This is a genomic window from Pseudomonas sp. JS3066 (genome assembly GCF_036328175.1).
Classification (GTDB): domain Bacteria; phylum Pseudomonadota; class Gammaproteobacteria; order Pseudomonadales; family Pseudomonadaceae; genus Metapseudomonas.
Genome location: NZ_CP143312.1, coordinates 1203040 through 1221297, shown reverse-complemented (window position 1 = coordinate 1221297; position 18258 = coordinate 1203040). Strand labels below are relative to the sequence as shown.

Here is an 18258-nt window from a genome sequence, read left to right as displayed (position 1 = left end):
GTCGCGGTCAGCGGCGCGCCGACTGGCGATGACGCAAATACTCAAGGACGGCTGCCTGTTCGCCGGCGAACTCGATCCGGGTCGACTTGCTTTCGCGCTGGAAGGCATACATCGGGTCGTAATACTCGCGCAGCAAACCTTCGATCCAGCCACGATGCAGCTCCACATTGCCGGTGGCTTCCTGCTCGGCGAGGGCAGCCTCCATCAATGCCGACATCCGCTGGTGACGTTCGCCGCCCAGGCGCCGGAGGATATTGTCCAGGCTCTGGCGCATGCGCTCGGCGAAGCGGGTGAAGCCGTGTTCGTCTCCGTGGGTGGCGATGAACTCGGCACAGAGGTTGACCACGTAATCCCGCAGGATACGCTCCACCCGGTCGTCGAAACTGTCATCGAGCCAGACCAGCGGGTATTGCTGCATGCCCTGGTACAACTCCAGCGGCACCGAGCAGCTACCGACGATGCGCCCCTCGTCTTCCAGCACGAACTGTTCATGGCCGGCGGCGCGCTTCTTGAGGATGTCGATGGCCAGTGCGTTTTCGAAATCGATTTGCGCGGGCTGGGGAGTCGCGCGCTTACCGAAGCTCGAACCTCGGTGGTTGGCGTGGCCTTCGAGGTCCAGGCTGTTGGCCAGATGCGCGATCACATCGGTCTTGCCAGTGCCGGTCAGGCCGCCCACCAGCACGAAATCGCACTGGTTGACTGCGTCCTGGGTCGTTTCCAGGAGAAAGGTCCGCATCGCCTTGTAGCCGCCTCTCACCCTCGGATACTCGATCCCCGCTTCCGTCCTCAACCACTCCTGCACCAGCTGCGAACGCAGACCGCCCCTGAAGCAGTAGAGGTAACCCTGTGGATTAGCGCGGGCGAAGGCAGCCCAACCCTCGATGCGCTCCGCCTTGGTCGCGCCGCTCACCAGCTGGTGGCCCAGGGCAATGGCCGCCTGCTGGCCATGCTGCTTGTAGGACGTCCCCACTTTCTGCCGCTCGATGTCGGTCATCAGCGGCAGGTTGACCGTATGGGGGAAGGCGCCCTTGGAGAATTCCACCGGGGCGCGGGCATCCATCATCGGCAGGTCATCGAGGAAGATTTCGCGGTAATTCGAGGTGTCCGGACGCATCAGAACACCTCGACCGCGAGACTCTGTCGCTCGTGCAACTGGCCGATGGGCGCCAGTTGCAGGCCGAGCTCCTCGGCCACGGCCAGAAACTCCGCCTCTCCTTCCGGCGCCACCGCCACCAGCAGGCCGCCGCTGGTCTGTGGGTCGCAGAGCAGAAGTTTCTGCACTTCTGCGAGCGGCGCCAGGCGGTCGCCATAGCTCTCGAAGTTGCGCAGGGTCCCACCGGGCACGCAGCCGTGTTCCAGGTAGTACTCCACGCCCGGCAGGCTGGGCACCTTGGCGTAATCGATACGGGCGGTCAGGCCACTGCCGTCGGCCATTTCCACCAGGTGGCCAAGCAGGCCGAAGCCTGTGACGTCGGTCATCGCCTTGACGCCGGCGAGCTTGCCGAAGCGACTGCCAGGCTTGTTCAGCGTGCACATCCAGTCGCGGGCCAGGCCCACGTCGGCTTCGCGCAATTTGCCCTTCTTCTCCGCCGTGGTGAGGATGCCGATGCCCAGGGGCTTAGTCAGGTACAACTTGCAGCCAGCGGTGGCGGTGTCATTGCGCTTCATGTTGCGCTTATCCACCACGCCGGTGACGGCCAGGCCGAAGATCGGCTCGGGGGCATCGATGGAGTGCCCACCGGCCAGCGGGATTCCCGCCTCATCGCACACCGAACGACCACCCCGAATCACTTCGCGGGCGACTTCCGGCGGCAGCACGTTCACCGGCCAGCCGAGAATGGCAATGGCCATCAGCGGGTCGCCGCCCATGGCGTAGATATCACTGATGGCGTTGGTGGCAGCGATACGGCCGAAGTCGAAGGGGTCATCGACAATCGGCATGAAGAAGTCAGTGGTGGAAACTACGCCGCGCTCATCATCCAGCGCATAGACCGCCGCATCATCCCTAGAGGCATTGCCTACCCAGAGTTTCGGGTCGAGGTTCTGTGCGCCGCTGCCGGCAAGGATCACTTCCAGCACCTTGGGAGAAATCTTGCAGCCGCAACCAGCTCCATGGCTGTACTGGGTGAGGCGTATGGGGTCGGTCATGGTTCTCTCTCTGAAACAATTCGATCGGGGTATCTGTAGGAGCGACTTCAGTCACGAAGGACTGCACAGCAGTCCCGTAGGCGTTCACCAGCGGGCAGCCCACTCGCATCGCGAATGAATTCGCTCCCACTCGCGCACGTTCCACATAGATTCTCGTGGGCTCAGGCCAGCCTGGCCTTCCAGTCCGGCAGCCAGCCCAGAGTGTCGGCAGTGACGCCGGTGGGCTTGTACTCGGCTCCCAGCCACCCGGGGTAATCATCTTCCTGCAGGGCACGCATGGCAGGGCCGAAGTCGGTGTTGCCCGTGCCCGGCTCACCGCGGCCGGGGCAGTCGGCGAACTGCACATGGCCGATTCGACCAGCCAGCAGGCGAATACCCGCCGCCGCGTCCACGCCCTGCCGGGCCATGTGGTAGAGGTCGTACTGGGCACTGAGGTTGGGGTGGTCGACATCGCGCAGCAACCGGTCCAGTTGCTCCGGGGTGTTGATCAGGAAACCAGGCATATCCAGCGGGTTGATCGCCTCGCACACCACGCCAATATGCAGCACCGCAAAGGCTTCAGCTGTCTTGCGCAGGTTGGCCGCAAGGCAGGCCAAGGCTCGATCACGGCTGACGCCCTCGGCCTGCCGCCCTGCCAGCACATTGACGAAGCGCGGGCGAGTCATGGCGGCGTAGCTCAGTGCCTGCGCCAGCGCATCGTCGAACTGCTCCTGTCGATCCGGCACGGCCGCGAGGCCAGGGCCGCCATCCATCAGGTCGCCAGCCGGCAGGTTGAAGAGGACCAGCGGCAGACCGGCTGCTTCCAGCACTTCCTTCATGCGGATCGCCGGCAACTCGTAGGGGAACTGCACCTCGACGCCGTCAAATCCGCAGACGCGGGCGGCTATGACACGCTCAATCAATGGGCGATCGGTGAACAGCAGGGACAAGTTCGCGGCGATCTTCATCAATGATTCTCCCGATACATTTCCACCAGCGTAGCCGGATCGCGTTCCAGATTGCCCTGACTGCCGTGCAGGCGCATCAGTTGGGCCGCCAGGCCACTGAGCGGCGTTGCCGAGTCGTGCTCGCGAGACAGGCGCACTGCGGTATCCAGATCTTTCAGCAGGGTGCGCACGTGCCATTTGATGGGTTCGAAATGGCTCGCGGCCATCTGCGGCGCGAGGATCTGCAGCGGCTTGGAATCCGCGAAGCCACCGGCCAGCGCCGTGGCGATCAGGCTCGCATCCACACCGGCCTTTTCCGCCAGGGCAACCACTTCGGCAATTACCAGGGCGTTGCAGGCCACGATCATCTGATTGCAGACCTTGGTCACCTGGCCGGCTCCGACCGCACCCATGCGGGTCAGTCGCTGGCCCAGGTGGGCGAGGATCGGCCGCACCCGCTCCACATCGTCTTCATGACCGCCGGCCATGATCGCCAGGGTGCCAGCCTCGGCACCGGGCGTACCACCGGATACCGGCGCGTCCATCCAACGCATGCCGGTACGAGCCTCCAGATCGGCTGCCATCTCGCGGGTGGCGGCAGGTTCCAGGCTGGAGAAATCCACCAGCAATTGTCCCGGCTTAGCGCCTTCAAGAATGCCGCCCTCACCGAACACCACCTTGCGTACCACGCGGGTGTCCGCCAGGCAGAGCATCACAATGTCCGCCTCGGCGCACAGTTCGGCCGGTGCTTTCACGCGGCGTGCACCCAATTCAACCAGAGGCGCGCACTTCTCTGGCGAGCGGTTCCATACGGTCAGCGGGTAACCGGCGGCCAGCAGGCGGCGGGTCATGGGCAGGCCCATCAGGCCGATGCCGGCGAAAGCGATGGAAGGCAGGGAATCGGTCATGCCGAAGCTCCAGGCAATTAGCGAAACGCACATCTTAAACGCCTGGCCAGCAACGTGAAGCTACCAAGCCGCCGGGCGCTCACTATAATCCGCCTGCCTTTTCCGCTATTGAACCGGAGAATCCTATGTTCAAACGCTCTCTCGCCCTCGTGGCAGGCATCGCACTGTCTTTTTCCGCTGTTGTTTCCCAGGCCGCCGACGTCCTCAAGGTCTCGGCCATTCCCGACGAAGCGCCAACCGAACTGCTGCGCAAGTTCAAGCCGCTCGGTGCGTACCTCGAAAAACAACTGGGCATGAAAGTAGAGTTCGTTCCCGTGGCCGACTATGCGGCCGTGGTCGAATCCCTCGCGGCCGACCGTTTGGACATGGCCTGGCTCGGCGGCTTCACCTTCGTCCAGACTCGCCTGAAGACCGGCAACGCCATCCCCCTGGTGCAACGCGAGCAGGACGAGAAGTTCACTAGCAAGTTCATCAGCGCCGACCCGGCAGTGAAGTCCCTGCAGGACCTCAAGGGCAAGACCTTCGCTTTCGGCTCGGTTTCCTCCACCTCCGGCAGCCTGATGCCGCGCTACTTCATGCAGAAGGACGGCATCGTGCCCGAGCAGTTCTTCTCCCGAGTTGCCTACTCCGGCGCCCACGACGCCACAGTGGCCTGGGTCCAGGCCGGCAAGGTCGATGGCGGCGTGCTCAACGCCAGCGTCTGGCAGAAACTGGTGGACGCCGGCAAGGTCGACACCAGCAAGGTGAAGGTATTCGCCACCACCCCGACCTACTACGACTACAACTGGACGGTGCGCGGAACCCTGGACCCCGCCCTGGCCGAGAAAATCAAACAGGCCTTCCTCGCGCTCGACCCAGCCAATCCGGAACACAAGGCGATCCTCGACCTGCAGGCCGCCAGCCGTTTCATTCCGACCAAGCCCGAGAACTACAAAGGCATAGAGGAAGCCGCACGCTCGGCCGGCCTGTTGAAGTGAGCCTGTCGCTGCATGGCGTGGATCTGGTCCACGCCAACGGCCAACCTGCACTCCGGGGCATCGATCTCACTGTCGGTAGCGGTGAAAGGGTAGCCATCATCGGCCCATCGGGCGCCGGCAAGACCAGCCTGCTGCGCCTGCTCGCCACCAACCTGAAACCCGCCGCCGGGCAGTTCCAACTGCTCGGCGCGACGCCTTGGTCGCTCTCCGCGCGGGAGCGCCAGCGCCTGCGGGCGCGCATCGGTCTGGTGCACCAGGCGCCGCCCTTGCCACCACGCCAAAGGGTGGTCACCGCAGTACTGGCTGGCAAGCTCGGCCAATGGTCCCTAAGCAAAGGCTTGCTCAGCCTGGTGCATCCCCTGGACAGCACCGGCGCCCAGGCCGCCCTGGCACGGCTGGATCTGGCCGATAAGCTCTTCGAGCGCTGCGACCAGCTCTCCGGCGGCCAATTGCAGCGCGTGGGCATCGCCCGCGTGCTCTACCAGGCACCCGAATTGATCCTCGCCGACGAGCCGGTTTCCGCAATGGACCCGGTGCTCGCCGATCACACCCTCGACGTACTCTGCGCCGACGCCAGTCGCCGTGGCGTCACGCTGCTGGCGAGTCTGCACGCCGTGGAGCTGGCACTGGAACATTTTCCGCGCATCATCGGCGTACGCGACGGCCGTGTTGCCTTCGACCTCCCGCGGGAAGCTGTCAGCCAGGCTGACCTGGATACCCTCTACGCCAACGAGCAACTGCACGGCGACACCCCATCCTCGCCGCCCATAGCGGCCCCCGTGCTGCACATTCCGCGATGCTGAAAGCCACACCACGCGACCCCGCCGCGCTGCCCCGCCTACTGCTCACCCTGCTGGCCCTGGCGCTGCTCTGGCCTGGGCTGGAACTGAGCGAACTGAACCCGGCAGTGCTGCTAGATGAGGGCAACGCCCGCACCATGGGGCAATTCCTGTCGGCCTTCTGGCCACCCGAGCACGGCGAGGAGTTCCTTCATCTGTTAGGTCGCGCCACGCTGGAAACCCTGGCCATCGCCACCGCAGGCATGAGTCTGGCGCTGCTGATCGCCCTACCCGCCTCCCTCTGGGCCAGTCGAGCCCTTTCGTTGTCGGCCCTGCACCGCGGCGGGCGCCCAGCCTGGTGGGCACAGGCGTTGCGCTGGCCGGTGCGCGGCCTGCTGATTTTCCTGCGCAGTGTTCCGGAAATCGTCTGGGCACTACTGTTCGTCCGCGCCGTGGGCCTGGGCCCCACCGCCGGGGTGCTGGCCATCGCCATCACCTACAGCGGCATGCTCGGCAAGGTCTACGCGGAGATCTTCGAGTCCGTCGACCCACGCCCCACCCGCGCACTGCTTGCCGCCGGCAGCCCACGTCTGGCGGCGTTCGCCTATGGCGTACTGCCCAACGCAGCGGCAGAAGTGATTTCCTACACCGTCTACCGCTGGGAGTGCGCAGTGCGCGCCTCAGTCGTGATGGGCTTCGTCGGCGCCGGCGGCCTGGGCCAGCAGATGGACCTGTCGATGCGCATGTTCGCCGGCGGCGAAGTTGCCAGCATGCTGCTGACCTTCCTCGCCCTGGTGCTGTTGGCCGACCAACTCAGCCGCTTCCTGCGCGGGAGATTCGCGTGATGCCGGGCAATATCCTGGTGATCGTCGCCTTGCTGGCGGCGACAGTCGCGTCCTTCGTGTGGCTGGGCGTCGACCTTGGCGCCCTGGTCAGTGGCGACGCCCTGCACCAGATGGGCAGCTACGCCATGCGCTTCCTCCACCCGGACTTTTCCACCGCACACCTCAAGGCCATCGGCTGGGGCGCCCTGGAGACGCTCGCGATGTCGGCCCTCGGCACGCTGCTGGCGGCGCTGCTGGGCCTGCTCATCGCCCTGCCTGCCGCCGGCCGCTTCGGCAGCCTGGCCCAAGGGACCGCGCGCCTGCTGCTGAATGCGCTACGTGCGGTGCCTGAACTGGTTTGGGCTGCGCTGATGGTCCTGGCTGCCGGCCTGGGTCCGAACGCCGGTACCCTGGCCCTGGCCCTGCACACCGCCGGCGTGCTGGGCCGGCTGTTCGCCGAGGCCCTGGAAAACACCCCGCCCGAACCCGCCGAAGCCATCCGTCTGAATGGCGGCGGACGAGTTGCCGCCTTCTGCTACGGCACCCTGCCGGGGGTCTGGCCGCAACTGGTGGCCTACATGCTCTATCGCTGGGAGAACAACATCCGCATGGCCAGCGTGCTCGGCTTCGTCGGCGCCGGAGGGCTGGGGCAGATGCTCTACATGAGCCTGTCCCTGTTCCAGGAAGCCCAGGCGGCCAGCGTGATCCTGGCAATGCTGATTCTGGTACTGGGAGTGGATGCCCTGAGCGGCTGGATGCGCCAACGCTGGGTCAGTGCATAGATAGTGCGAACACAAAGTGGATGCCTTGTGGGGGCGATTCCACCCCCACAGAAACAACAAAGGAGGCCAAAGGCCTCCTTGATGGAAAGGTGTAAACCGCAAGGCGGCTTACATCCGGAGCAAGGATCAGAACCCGTCTTTCTCGAGATGGTCGAAGTTCACCTTCTCACCGGGTTCGGCACCCAGCACGCGGCGGATATCTTCGAAGATCTGGTCGTATTCCTTGTGGTTACGCATGATCAGCGTGGTATTCGGGTGCAGACCGTTCTTCACCGCCACCTTGGAAACCACGCTGGCGAAGTTGAACGCAGTGTCGCGGTGCATCTCGAACTCTTCGGTAAATGACTTGCCCTCGATTTCGCCGACCATGCGGAAGTGCAGCATGGTGCCTTCCTTCGCATTCGGGCGCGCTTCGTAATAGAGGTCGATGGAAAACTGCTGTCCCGGAAAACCGGGCACGCTGGCCCGATGTACATGGCCTGGTTCGAACATGGTTACGCTCCCTGTCGATATCAAAGAGAAGAAGAAGGTGGGTTGAGTCTAGCCCGCTCCACCAGTTTCGCTGGCCGCCCCTGACCGGTGCACGATCAAAAAGGGCAGCACACTCCTGGAGGCCTTCCCTGACCTCCATGTTAACGCCGGCTCAGTGAACGATCGGCGCCTCGTCCCGCTCCTGGATCAGGACCCAGGGCGCTACCACCACAGCCCAGAGCTTCGGATCGCGCGCCAATAGATCCTGGGCGAGAGACTCTTCCACCTTGCTGAGCTTGCCGGCGGCCAGAAGCGCCGCGACCTGGACCTTGTCGTCCTCGGCTACAGCCAGGGCCACGCCGACCAGGTCTGCGGCGCCATCCACCCAAAGCAGAGCGCCCCTGGCGAAGAAGGGTTGCAGCTCTTCCCAGGTGATGGCGGCGGTTTCGCCGAGCAGCTTGGCATAGAGGGTGCTAGCGTTATCGTTCATGGCTTTTTTTGAGTTGGTTGGTAACGAAAGGACTGGGGGGCGCAATGATAGCGTCGAGCAACTTTCAGACAAGCCCTGCCTGACGATGCCAGCCGCGCACGAGACACGCCGTATTTCTATACGTTTGTTTCAATTAAGCGACACAAGATCATTCCGCCATCAAAACCCGACTTTTCAAGCCGCAAATCAGCAATCTACACTGTTCCGGTACAGTTGCCGGGGCATGTTGGCGGGGTGCAATACCTTGTCCCGTAGCTTCGGCAAACAGGACAACAACAACGAAAACACAAGAGTGGAGCACTATGAATAAGGCTACCAAGCAGATTTCCAAACTGTTCGCCGCCATGGCTCTCGCCGGTGTCGCCAGCTACTCCGTAGCAGCTGACACCATCAAGATCGCCCTGGCTGGCCCGGTGACCGGTGCGGTTGCCCAGTACGGTGAGATGCAGTTCATCGGCGCCAAGATGGCGATCGAGCAGATCAACAAGGCCGGCGGGGTGAACGGCTCTCAGCTCGAAGGCGTGGTCTATGACGACGCTTGCGATCCGAAACAGGCTGTTGCCGTAGCCAACAAGATTGTCAACGACGGTATCCATTACGTAGTTGGCCACCTCTGCTCCAGCTCCACCCAGCCCGCGTCCGACATCTACGAAGACGAAGGCATCCTGATGATCACCGCGGCTTCCACCAGCCCGGACATCACCTCCCGTGGCTACCAACTGGTATTCCGCACCATCGGCCTGGACAGCCTGCAAGGCCCGACCGCCGGCAACTTCATTGCCGATCACGTCAAGCCGAAGACCGTTGCCGTCATCCACGACAAGCAGCAGTACGGCGAAGGCATCGCCACTGCCGTCAAGCAGACCCTGGAAAGCAAAGGCGTGAAAGTCGCCCTGTTCGAAGGCATCAACGCCGGCGACAAGGACTTCTCCACCATCGTTTCCAAGCTGAAGCAGGCCGGTGTGGACTTCGTCTACTACGGCGGCTACCACCCGGAACTCGGCCTGCTGCTGCGTCAGTCGGCTGAAAAAGGTCTGAAAGTACGCTTCATGGGTCCGGAAGGCGTGGGCAACAAGGAGCTCTCCGCCATCGCTGGCCCGGCTTCCGAAGGTCTGCTGGTAACCCTGCCGAAGTCCTTCGACCAGGATCCGAAGAACCAGGCCCTGGTAGACGCCTTCAAGGCCAAGAACGAAGACCCGAGCGGTCCGTTCGTGTTCCCGGCCTACGCCGCGGTACAAGTAATTGCCGAAGGCATCAAGAAAGCCGGCGAAGACGACACCGCCAAGGTAGCTGCCGCCCTGCGCGCCAACTCCTTCGCAACCCCGACCGGCAACCTGGCCTTCGACGAGAAGGGCGATCTGAAGGACTTCAGCTTCGTGGTGTACGAGTGGCACAAGGACGGCACCAAAACCGAAGCTAAATAAGCTTCCCGCCTGAACGCAAAGCCCACTGCTTAGGCAGTGGGCTTTGTTTATCCGTGTTTTACGGGCTCCGCTGCGCCACAAGCGCCGCTTTTCGTGATGCCCGAGGAGTTAGGGAATGCCTGATCTCTACCACTATCTGCAACAGCTGGTTAACGGTCTCACCGTTGGCAGCACTTATGCCCTGATCGCCATCGGCTACACCATGGTCTACGGCATCATCGGCATGATCAACTTCGCCCATGGCGAGGTCTACATGATTGGCTCGTACGTAGCCTTCATCGTGATTGCCGGGCTCACCATGCTCGGTCTGGAAAGCCTTCCGATCGTCATCGTCGCGGCCTTCGCCGCGAGCATCATCGTTGCAAGCGCTTACGGTTACAGCATCGAACGGGTCGCCTACCGCCCCCTTCGCGGCAGCAACCGCCTGATCCCGCTGATCTCCGCGATCGGCATGTCGATCTTCCTCCAGAACGAAGTACTGCTGACTCAGGACTCCAAGGACAAGGCCATCCCCAACCTGATTCCGGGCAACTTCGTGTTCGGCGAGAGCACCATGAATGGCGTGGTGATCTCCTACATGCAGATCCTGATCTTCGTCGTCACCTTCCTGGTCATGTACGGTCTCACGCTGTTCATCTCCCGTTCGCGCCTGGGCCGTGCCTGCCGCGCCTGCGCTGAAGACATCCGCATGGCCAACCTGCTGGGCATCAACACCAACAACATCATCGCCCTGACCTTCGTCATCGGCGCCACCCTGGCCGCCGTGGCCGCGGTGCTGCTGGGCATGCAATACGGCGTGATCAACCCGCATATCGGCTTCCTCGCCGGTATCAAGGCCTTCACCGCAGCCGTGCTGGGTGGCATCGGCAGTATTCCGGGCGCCATGCTCGGTGGTCTGGTGCTGGGTGTAGCCGAAGCCTTCGGCGCCGACATCTTCGGCGACCAGTACAAGGACGTCGTGGCCTTCAGCCTGCTGGTTCTGGTCCTGTTGTTCCGGCCGACTGGCATCCTTGGCCGTCCGGAGGTGGAGAAGGTATGAACACTCGACTCAAAACGGCGTTCTTCAGCGCCCTCCTGGTGCTGGCCGTCGCCTACCCCATCCTCGGCCTGAAACTCAGCGTCGTTGGCGTGGGCCTGGTGGTCACCGGTGCCGACACCCCCACCCTGCTGGCCATCGCGGCGTGCGCCGTGGCCATGTTCTTCTGGCAACTGATGCGTGAAAAAGTCCAGGGCGCCTGGGCTGCTGCGCCCAAGCTGCCGGGCATGTCGAAGAAGACCAGCAACTTCCTGACCCTGCCCTCGACCCAGCGCTGGTTCATTCTCGGCCTGATCGTCCTGGCCCTGGTCTGGCCGTTCTTCGGTTCGCGCGGTGCAGTCGACATCGCCACTCTGATCCTGATCTACGTGATGCTCGGCCTTGGCCTGAACATCGTGGTCGGCCTGGCAGGTCTGCTGGACCTGGGCTACGTCGGTTTCTACGCCGTCGGCGCCTACAGCTACGCGCTGCTCTCGCACTACTACGGCCTGGGCTTCTGGGTGTGCTTGCCGATCGCCGGCCTGATGGCGGCCTTCTTCGGCTTCATCCTCGGCTTCCCGGTACTGCGCCTGCGCGGAGACTACCTGGCCATCGTGACCCTCGGCTTCGGCGAGATCATTCGTATCCTGCTGCGTAACATGACCGAGCTGACCGGCGGCCCCAATGGCATCAGCAACATCGACAAGCCAACCCTGTTCGGCCTGTCGTTCGAGCGCCGTGCCGAAGAAGGCCTGCAGACCTTCCACGAGTACTTCGGTTTCGCCTACAACTCGGTGAACAAGGTGGTCTTCCTCTACCTGATCGCCCTGCTGCTGGTGCTGCTGACCCTGTTCGTGATCAACCGCCTGCTGCGCATGCCGCTGGGCCGCGCCTGGGAAGCCCTGCGCGAGGACGAGATCGCCTGCCGCGCGCTGGGCATGAACCCCACCGTGATCAAGCTCTCCGCCTTTACCCTGGGCGCCTGCTTCGCAGGCTTTGCCGGCAGCTTCTTCGCCGCGCGCCAGGGCCTGGTGACGCCTGAGTCCTTCACCTTCATCGAGTCGGCGACCATCCTCGCCATCGTGGTGCTCGGTGGCCTGGGCTCCCAGTTGGGCGTAATCCTTGCGGCCATCGTGATGATCCTGCTCCCCGAACTCATGCGTGAGTTCAGCGAGTACCGGATGCTCATGTTCGGCGCTCTGATGGTGCTGATGATGATCTGGCGCCCGCAAGGTCTGCTGCCGATGCAACGTCCCCACCTGGAGCTGAAACAATGAGCCGCCCGATTCTCGAAGTAAGCGGTCTCACCATGCGCTTCGGCGGTCTGCTGGCCGTCAACGGGGTGGGGCTGACCGTACAGGAAAAACAAGTCGTCTCCATGATCGGCCCGAACGGCGCCGGCAAGACCACCGTGTTCAACTGCCTGACCGGTTTCTACCAGCCGACCTCCGGCAGCATCCGTCTGGATGGCGAGCAGATCGAAGCCCTGCCGGGCCACAAGATCGCCCGCAAAGGTGTGGTGCGGACCTTCCAGAACGTACGCCTGTTCAAGGAAATGACGGCGGTGGAAAACCTGCTGGTCGCCCAGCACCGCCACCTCAACACCAACTTCCTCGCTGGCCTGCTGAAGACTCCGAGCTTCCGCAAGAGTGAACGCGAGGCCATGGACTACGCCGCCCACTGGCTGGAAAAGGTCAACCTGACCGAAGTCGCCAACCGCCCGGCCGGCACCCTGGCCTACGGTCAGCAACGCCGCCTGGAAATCGCCCGCTGCATGATGACCCGCCCGCGCATCCTCATGCTCGACGAGCCAGCCGCCGGCCTCAACCCACGTGAGACCGACGACCTCAAGGCGCTGATCGCCATGCTGCGTAACGAGCACAACGTGACCGTGCTGCTGATCGAGCACGACATGAAGCTGGTGATGAGCATTTCCGACCACATCTACGTGATCAACCAGGGCACCCCCCTGGCCGACGGCACGCCGGAGCAGATCCGCAACAACCCCGACGTGATCAAAGCCTATCTGGGGGAGGCCTGAGCCATGCTTACTTTCGACAAGGTTTCCACCTTCTACGGCAAGATCCAGGCGCTGCACAGCGTCAGCATGGATGTGAAAAAGGGCGAGATCGTCACCCTGATCGGTGCCAACGGTGCCGGCAAGTCGACCCTGCTGATGACCCTGTGCGGCTCGCCGCGCGCGGCCAGCGGCAGCATTCGCTTTGAAGGCGAAGAACTCGTTGGCCAGGAATCCTGCGACATCATGCGCAAGAGCATCGCCGTCGTGCCGGAAGGTCGCCGCGTGTTCGCCCGCCTGACCGTCGAAGAAAACCTGGCCATGGGCGGCTTCTTCACCGCCAAGGGCGACTTCCAGGAGCAGATGGACAAGGTGCTGCACCTGTTCCCGCGCCTGAAAGAACGCTTCGAGCAGCGCGCCGGCACCATGTCCGGCGGCGAACAGCAGATGCTCGCCATCGGCCGCGCGCTGATGAGCAAGCCCAAGCTGCTGCTGCTCGACGAGCCTTCGCTGGGTCTGGCACCGATCATCATCCAGCAGATCTTCGACATCATCGAACAGCTGCGTAAGGACGGCGTGACCATCTTCCTGGTGGAACAGAACGCCAATCAGGCGCTCAAGCTGGCCGACCGTGGATATGTGCTGGAGAACGGCCACATCGTCATGCAGGGTAGCGGCGACGACCTGCTCAACGACCCCAAGGTCCGCGACGCCTACCTCGGCGGCTGACGACTTCGCGGTACAAGAAACGGCCCCTCGCGGGCCGTTTTCTTTTTCCGGCATTCGGGAGCATTCGCGACTGCAAGCCGTACAAACATAGGATCAGGAATCCCGAATCGTTAGGCTTCGCAGGCCCTGCACCAACCTACCCAAGCCCCCTGCTGCTGCCTAACCCCTTGTGGACGCGCCGAACAGAACCCGATTGCTTCGAGAGCGACACAAAACAACACAAGTCATTGATATTTATAAATTTAATCAACCATCAATGGCGTTAATGATCGCTATCGGGCGTGATCACTTTTTAATCACCCCCCCATCCGTAAGATTGGCTCCGTACCCAGTTTCCAGCCCCCCCTTCGAGGAGCCCAGATCATGAAAACTCAAGCCATCGCCGCACTGTTCATCGCCACCCTGAGCAGCTCTGTTTTCGCTCTGCAGTCCTCCTCCCAGGCCATCGACCCGGTTGCCGCTGAAGGCAGCTTCATGGTCCTGGACCGCGTTGCTGAAGGCGGCTCCGACCGTACCGGTGCCAACCGCATCGCCGAAGGTGGCTCCGACCGTACCGGCGCCAACCGCATCGCCGAAGGCGGCTCCGACCGCACTGGCGCCAACCGCATCGCCGAAGGCGGCTCCGACCGCACCAATTCCTTCCGCGTCGCCGAAGGTGGCTCCGACCGTACCGGTGCCAACCGCGTCGCCGAAGGTGGCTCCGACCGCACTGGTGCCAACCGCATCGCCGAAGGTGGTTCCGACCGCACTGGTGCCAACCGCATCGCCGAAAGCGGCTCCGATCGCACCAATGCCTTCCGCGTTGCCGAAGGTGGTGCCGACCGTCTGCTGCAAGCCCAGCGCGTAAGCTGATCAAAAACTCGCTTCGAACCCTCAAAGCCCGGCAGATGCCGGGCTTTTCGTTTTTGGGAGCAAGTGAATGCAATGCGTAGGTTGGTCCGGGTCACGCTGGTCGAGCGCAGCGAGGCCCAACACAAGAAGCCAGCGGAATCCCGAATCGTTGGGCTTCGCAGGCTCAGCACCAACCTACATCGATTAAGGTCTTGTCCTTGAGCCCCGGCAAGGCAATTACCGCGCATTCGCACTACGCTGTGCCGGTACCTGCAATCAAGGAGTCCGCATGAGCCTTTCGCTGCTGAGCCGCTACGCCTTCTTCACCTTCTGCGTCCTGTTCACTCTCTTCAGCCTGCCCTTCATCGGTCACGAATGGGTATGGCCTTTCACCTTACTGGGTGCGGCACTTAGCGCGCTGGGGGTGTTCGACCTACTTCAATCGCGCCACGCCGTGCGGCGCAACTACCCGATCCTCGGCAACATCCGCTACCTGGTCGAGGGCATCCGCCCGGAGATCCGCCAGTACTTGCTGGAAGCCGACGACGACCGCCTGCCGTTCTCCCGCGCCCAGCGCTCGCTGGTCTATGCGCGCGCCAAGAACGAAGGCGGCGACAAGCCCTTCGGCACCCTGATCGACGTCTACCGCGCCGGCTACGAATTCATCGGCCACTCCATGCGCCCGGCGCCGCTCAGTGACCCGTCCAGCTTCCGTGTGGTGGTCGGCGGGCCCCAATGCACCCAGCCCTACTCGGCCTCGGTCTTCAACGTTTCGGCCATGAGCTTCGGTTCGCTCAGCGCCAACGCCATCCGCGCACTCAACCGTGGCGCCAAGCTCGGCAACTTCTATCACGACACCGGCGAAGGCAGCATCAGCCCCTACCACCGTGAGAACGGTGGCGACCTCGTCTGGGAACTGGGCAGTGGCTACTTCGGTTGCCGCACCAGCGACGGCCAGTTCGACCCGGAGCGTTTCGCAACCCAGGCGCGCAGTCCGCAGGTACGGATGATCGAAATCAAGCTCAGCCAGGGCGCCAAGCCAGGGCACGGCGGCATACTGCCCAAGCACAAGGTCACCGAGGAAATCTCCCTCACCCGGGGCGTGCCCATGGGCGAAGATTGCGTCTCCCCCTCACGCCATAGCGCCTTCTCCACCCCCATCGAAATGATGCAGTTCATCGCGAAACTGCGAGAGCTTTCGGGCGGCAAGCCAGTGGGCTTCAAGTTCTGCCTGGGGCACCCCTGGGAGTTCATGGGCATCGCCAAGGCCATGCTGGAAACCGGCATCCTCCCCGACTTCATCGTCGTCGACGGCAAGGAAGGCGGCACGGGTGCGGCGCCTCTGGAATTCACCGACCACATCGGCGTGCCGCTGCGTGAAGGGCTGTTGTTCGTGCACAACACCCTGGTGGGACTGAACCTGCGAGACAAGATCAAGCTCGGCGCCAGCGGCAAGATCATCAGCGCCTTCGACATCGCCAGCGTGCTGGCCATAGGCGCCGACTGGGCCAACTCCGCACGCGGCTTCATGTTCGCCATTGGCTGCATCCAGTCGCAGTCCTGCCACACCAATAAATGCCCCACCGGCGTCGCCACCCAGGACAAGCTGCGCCAGCGCGCCCTGGTGGTGCCAGACAAGGCACAGCGGGTGCAGATGTTCCACCGCAATACCTTGAAAGCCCTGGCCGAAATGCTCGCGGCCGCCGGCCTGGATCACCCCAACCAGTTGGAACCCCGCCACCTGGTGCGACGCGTTTCGGACAAGGAAATCCGCCTGTTCTCGCAGATTCACCTTTTCCTCAATCCAGGCGACCTGCTCAAGGAAAAGATCGAGGCGGACTTCTACGAACGCATGTGGGATATGGCGCGGGCCGACAGCTTCGAGCCGTCGTGCGCGTGGTGAGAATTGTGGGGCCGCTTCGCGGCCCTTGGCGATTGAAATCGCCCCTACAGGAATGGACGTGCCTCGTGTAGGGGCGAATTCATTAATCAAGCCGGCCGAAGGCCTACCCAATCAACCTTTCAGCACGCCGCCATCGACCGGAATCAGCGTTCCGGTCACATAGCTGGCCAAGGGACTGGCCAGGAACGCGGCCATCGCACCGAACTCCTCCGCCGCGCCATAGCGGCCCACCGGAATCGCCGCCTGCTCCTCGGCCATGAGGCTGGATACCGACGTGCCGCTGCGCTCTGCGGCGCGCAACAGCAGGGTTTCGGTGCGCTCGGTCCAGAACGAACCGGGCATCAGGGTATTCACCGTCACGCCATCGGCGGCCACTTCTGCCGATAGCGTCTTGCCCCAATTGGCCAAGGCGCTGCGTAAGGCGCTGGACAGCACCAGGCCAGGAATGGGCTCCACCACACTGGTGGACGAAATCATCAGGATGCGGCCGAACCGTCGCTGGCGCATGCCGGGGAGGAAAGCGTTCACCAGCGCCATGGTGCTCAGCAACATGGCATCCAGCTGGCGATGCCAGAGCGACGGATCGAAATCCACCGCGTTGACCGGCGGCGGCCCACCGTTGTTGGCGATCAGGATGTCCGGTGCGCCGACAGCCGCCACTATCTGTTCGATGGCCATGTCCACAGCGCCCAGGTCGTTCAGGTCAACCGCCACCGCCTGGGCTTCGCCGCCCGCCTTGCGGATACGCTCCACCGCCAGTTCCAGCTTGGACAGGTTGCGCGCCAGCAGGCAGACCCGCACGCCTTCCCTGGCCAAGGCCTCGGCCACGCCGAAGCCCAACCCGGAGCTGCCACCGCACACGAGGGCGCTGCGGTTTTCAAGTTGAAGGTCCATGGTCAGTACTCCACTTCCAGATTCACCCGCCAGTGTGCGCCTGGAAGCGGTGCAGGCCAATGCGCAGCCGAAGCCTGCTGACTCATGCCGAAAGCACCCGGCAGGCATGCTCTGGAATGGTCACCGACACCGGATTGCCAATGGCCAGGCCGATGTCCTGGCAAGGCGTGGTCAGCGCGGTGAGGGAAACGCCGGAGCACTCCACCGTGGTCTCGATGGTGGCACCGATGTCCCGTACGAAGGTCACCGTACCCGGCACGCTGTTGGCGCCGCCGGCCTGGGGTGCCGACAGCTGCAGGTCCTCCGGGCGCACCAGCAGCTTGATCGGCGCACCGGCCTGGATGCTGTTGCAGATCGGCGCCTGGATCGCTGCGCCGCCGGGTAGGCCGACTCGCCCGCTGCCCAGGGCAGTGGCCGCAAAGATGTTGCCGGTGCCGATGAAGTCGGCGACGAACTCATTGGCCGGATTGCGGTAGATCTCGATCGGCGTGCCCACCTGCTGCACCCGATGCTCGCCCAGCACCACCACTATGTCGGCCATGGTCATGGCTTCACGCTGGTCGTGGGTGACCATGATGGTGGTGATGTTCAGCCGCTGTTGCAGCTGGCGAATCTCGATCTGCATCGACTCGCGCAGCTTGGCGTCCAGCGCCGACAAGGGTTCATCCAGCAACAGCAGCTTGGGGTGCGAGGCGATGGCGCGGGCGATGGCCACGCGCTGGCGCTGCCCACCGGAAAGCCGAGACACCGGCCGGTCGACCATTTGCTGCAACTGGATCATCTGCAGCAGCTCGGCCACCCTCGCCTGCTGCTCAGCCTTGGGCACATTGCGCAGGCGCAGCGGGTAGGCAATGTTCTCGCCGACCGTCATGTGCGGGAACAACGCCAGTGACTGGAACACCATGCCGAAGTTGCGCTGGTGCGCCGGCGTGTAGCCGATGTCCTGGCCATCCAGGTGGATATGCCCGGAACTCAGGCTCTCCAGGCCGGCGATCATTCGCAGCAGGGTGGTCTTGCCGCAGCCCGAGGGGCCGAGGAAGCACACCAGCTTGCCCTCCGGCAGGTGCAGGTTGACGTCGGTCACGGCGCAAATGGAGCCGTAGCGTTTTTCGACATTTTGCAGAATCAGTCCAGACATGC

The 18258-nt window shown here is 63.3% G+C and carries 19 protein-coding genes; 11 read left to right on the top strand and 8 right to left on the bottom strand.

Annotated elements, in window-relative coordinates:
• Nucleotides 1–7: 7 nt before the first annotated feature.
• From mnmH to SA496_RS05750, 4 genes are all read right to left on the bottom strand, one after another.
• The gene (gene mnmH / locus SA496_RS05765) at nt 8–1114 is read right to left on the bottom strand and encodes a tRNA 2-selenouridine(34) synthase MnmH (RefSeq protein ID WP_153917794.1); all 1107 of its coding nucleotides are present in this window, start codon (nt 1112–1114) and stop codon (nt 8–10) included.
• Nucleotides 1114–2148: a selenide, water dikinase SelD gene (gene selD / locus SA496_RS05760; protein ID WP_330115153.1), complete on the bottom strand. Its 1035-nt coding sequence runs from the start codon at nt 2146–2148 to the stop codon at nt 1114–1116. Before selD ends, mnmH begins: the two co-directional genes overlap by 1 nt.
• A gap of 161 nt (nt 2149–2309) precedes the next feature.
• Complete coding sequence (locus tag SA496_RS05755; protein WP_120652197.1) at nt 2310–3095, bottom strand: hydroxypyruvate isomerase family protein; 786 nt, start codon at nt 3093–3095, stop codon at nt 2310–2312.
• The gene (locus tag SA496_RS05750) at nt 3095–3982 is read right to left on the bottom strand and encodes an NAD(P)-dependent oxidoreductase (RefSeq protein WP_120652199.1); all 888 of its coding nucleotides are present in this window, start codon (nt 3980–3982) and stop codon (nt 3095–3097) included. Before SA496_RS05750 ends, SA496_RS05755 begins: the two co-directional genes overlap by 1 nt.
• Before the next feature lie 125 nt (nt 3983–4107).
• On the opposite strand from SA496_RS05750, the gene SA496_RS05745 reads away from it, so the two are divergent.
• The 4 genes from SA496_RS05745 to phnE are packed head-to-tail and all read left to right on the top strand — an operon-like array spanning nt 4108 to nt 7344.
• Nucleotides 4108–4959 carry a putative selenate ABC transporter substrate-binding protein gene (locus tag SA496_RS05745; RefSeq protein WP_120652201.1) on the top strand — a complete coding sequence of 284 codons (852 nt, stop codon included), beginning with the start codon at nt 4108–4110 and terminating at the stop codon, nt 4957–4959.
• The gene (locus SA496_RS05740; RefSeq protein WP_330115152.1) at nt 4956–5762 is read left to right on the top strand and encodes a phosphonate ABC transporter ATP-binding protein; all 807 of its coding nucleotides are present in this window, start codon (nt 4956–4958) and stop codon (nt 5760–5762) included. Before SA496_RS05745 ends, SA496_RS05740 begins: the two co-directional genes overlap by 4 nt.
• Complete coding sequence (locus SA496_RS05735) at nt 5756–6583, top strand: PhnE/PtxC family ABC transporter permease (protein ID WP_120652204.1); 828 nt, start codon at nt 5756–5758, stop codon at nt 6581–6583. Before SA496_RS05740 ends, SA496_RS05735 begins: the two co-directional genes overlap by 7 nt.
• On the top strand, nt 6583–7344 hold the full coding sequence (phnE, locus tag SA496_RS05730; protein WP_330115151.1) for a phosphonate ABC transporter, permease protein PhnE: 762 nt from the start codon (nt 6583–6585) through the stop codon (nt 7342–7344). Before SA496_RS05735 ends, phnE begins: the two co-directional genes overlap by 1 nt.
• Nucleotides 7345–7470: 126 nt before the next feature.
• Here the strand turns inward: phnE and SA496_RS05725 are convergent, their stop codons facing one another.
• Entirely contained in the window at nt 7471–7836 is a 366-nt protein-coding gene (locus SA496_RS05725; RefSeq protein WP_153917788.1) for a DUF5064 family protein, read from the bottom strand.
• A 151-nt stretch (nt 7837–7987) separates the two neighbouring features.
• Entirely contained in the window at nt 7988–8305 is a 318-nt protein-coding gene (locus SA496_RS05720; RefSeq protein ID WP_330115150.1) for a DUF2288 domain-containing protein, read from the bottom strand.
• Between the two features lie 302 nt (nt 8306–8607).
• Here SA496_RS05720 and SA496_RS05715 point away from each other — a divergent pair, with 302 nt between their 5' ends.
• From SA496_RS05715 to SA496_RS05685, 7 genes are all read left to right on the top strand, one after another.
• Nucleotides 8608–9729 (top strand): branched-chain amino acid ABC transporter substrate-binding protein, encoded by a 1122-nt coding sequence (locus SA496_RS05715; RefSeq protein ID WP_153917784.1) that lies wholly within the window; start codon nt 8608–8610, stop codon nt 9727–9729.
• Between the two features lie 115 nt (nt 9730–9844).
• Nucleotides 9845–10768: a high-affinity branched-chain amino acid ABC transporter permease LivH gene (gene livH, locus SA496_RS05710; protein WP_120652212.1), complete on the top strand. Its 924-nt coding sequence runs from the start codon at nt 9845–9847 to the stop codon at nt 10766–10768.
• Nucleotides 10765–12021 (top strand): high-affinity branched-chain amino acid ABC transporter permease LivM, encoded by a 1257-nt coding sequence (locus SA496_RS05705; protein WP_120652214.1) that lies wholly within the window; start codon nt 10765–10767, stop codon nt 12019–12021. The genes livH and SA496_RS05705 overlap by 4 nt, the downstream gene beginning before the upstream one ends.
• Nucleotides 12018–12785 carry a high-affinity branched-chain amino acid ABC transporter ATP-binding protein LivG gene (gene livG / locus SA496_RS05700; protein ID WP_330115149.1) on the top strand — a complete coding sequence of 256 codons (768 nt, stop codon included), beginning with the start codon at nt 12018–12020 and terminating at the stop codon, nt 12783–12785. The genes SA496_RS05705 and livG overlap by 4 nt, the downstream gene beginning before the upstream one ends.
• Nucleotides 12786–12788: 3 nt before the next feature.
• Entirely contained in the window at nt 12789–13490 is a 702-nt protein-coding gene (locus SA496_RS05695) for an ABC transporter ATP-binding protein (RefSeq protein WP_120652217.1), read from the top strand.
• 363 nt (nt 13491–13853) lie between these two features.
• Nucleotides 13854–14342 carry a phage infection protein gene (locus tag SA496_RS05690; RefSeq protein ID WP_330115148.1) on the top strand — a complete coding sequence of 163 codons (489 nt, stop codon included), beginning with the start codon at nt 13854–13856 and terminating at the stop codon, nt 14340–14342.
• Between the two features lie 268 nt (nt 14343–14610).
• On the top strand, nt 14611–16224 hold the full coding sequence (locus SA496_RS05685) for an FMN-binding glutamate synthase family protein (RefSeq protein ID WP_120652221.1): 1614 nt from the start codon (nt 14611–14613) through the stop codon (nt 16222–16224).
• Between the two features lie 111 nt (nt 16225–16335).
• Here SA496_RS05685 and SA496_RS05680 read toward each other — a convergent pair whose 3' ends face one another.
• Both SA496_RS05680 and SA496_RS05675 read right to left on the bottom strand, forming a co-directional pair.
• Entirely contained in the window at nt 16336–17118 is a 783-nt protein-coding gene (locus SA496_RS05680; protein ID WP_120652223.1) for an SDR family oxidoreductase, read from the bottom strand.
• An 82-nt stretch (nt 17119–17200) separates the two neighbouring features.
• Entirely contained in the window at nt 17201–18256 is a 1056-nt protein-coding gene (locus tag SA496_RS05675) for an ABC transporter ATP-binding protein (RefSeq protein WP_120652225.1), read from the bottom strand.
• Between the last annotated feature and the right edge of the window lie 2 nt (nt 18257–18258).

Coding starts and splice junctions, on each gene's coding strand:
- mnmH (WP_153917794.1), bottom strand. CDS start 1,114: ATGCGTCCGGACACCTCGAATTACCGCGAAATCTTCCTCGATGACCTG.
- selD (WP_330115153.1), bottom strand. CDS start 2,148: ATGACCGACCCCATACGCCTCACCCAGTACAGCCATGGAGCTGGTTGC.
- SA496_RS05755 (WP_120652197.1), bottom strand. CDS start 3,095: ATGAAGATCGCCGCGAACTTGTCCCTGCTGTTCACCGATCGCCCATTG.
- SA496_RS05750 (WP_120652199.1), bottom strand. CDS start 3,982: ATGACCGATTCCCTGCCTTCCATCGCTTTCGCCGGCATCGGCCTGATG.
- SA496_RS05745 (WP_120652201.1), top strand. CDS start 4,108: ATGTTCAAACGCTCTCTCGCCCTCGTGGCAGGCATCGCACTGTCTTTT.
- SA496_RS05735 (WP_120652204.1), top strand. CDS start 5,756: ATGCTGAAAGCCACACCACGCGACCCCGCCGCGCTGCCCCGCCTACTG.
- phnE (WP_330115151.1), top strand. CDS start 6,583: ATGCCGGGCAATATCCTGGTGATCGTCGCCTTGCTGGCGGCGACAGTC.
- SA496_RS05725 (WP_153917788.1), bottom strand. CDS start 7,836: ATGTTCGAACCAGGCCATGTACATCGGGCCAGCGTGCCCGGTTTTCCG.
- SA496_RS05720 (WP_330115150.1), bottom strand. CDS start 8,305: ATGAACGATAACGCTAGCACCCTCTATGCCAAGCTGCTCGGCGAAACC.
- SA496_RS05715 (WP_153917784.1), top strand. CDS start 8,608: ATGAATAAGGCTACCAAGCAGATTTCCAAACTGTTCGCCGCCATGGCT.
- livH (WP_120652212.1), top strand. CDS start 9,845: ATGCCTGATCTCTACCACTATCTGCAACAGCTGGTTAACGGTCTCACC.
- SA496_RS05705 (WP_120652214.1), top strand. CDS start 10,765: ATGAACACTCGACTCAAAACGGCGTTCTTCAGCGCCCTCCTGGTGCTG.
- livG (WP_330115149.1), top strand. CDS start 12,018: ATGAGCCGCCCGATTCTCGAAGTAAGCGGTCTCACCATGCGCTTCGGC.
- SA496_RS05695 (WP_120652217.1), top strand. CDS start 12,789: ATGCTTACTTTCGACAAGGTTTCCACCTTCTACGGCAAGATCCAGGCG.
- SA496_RS05690 (WP_330115148.1), top strand. CDS start 13,854: ATGAAAACTCAAGCCATCGCCGCACTGTTCATCGCCACCCTGAGCAGC.
- SA496_RS05685 (WP_120652221.1), top strand. CDS start 14,611: ATGAGCCTTTCGCTGCTGAGCCGCTACGCCTTCTTCACCTTCTGCGTC.
- SA496_RS05680 (WP_120652223.1), bottom strand. CDS start 17,118: ATGGACCTTCAACTTGAAAACCGCAGCGCCCTCGTGTGCGGTGGCAGC.
- SA496_RS05675 (WP_120652225.1), bottom strand. CDS start 18,256: ATGTCTGGACTGATTCTGCAAAATGTCGAAAAACGCTACGGCTCCATT.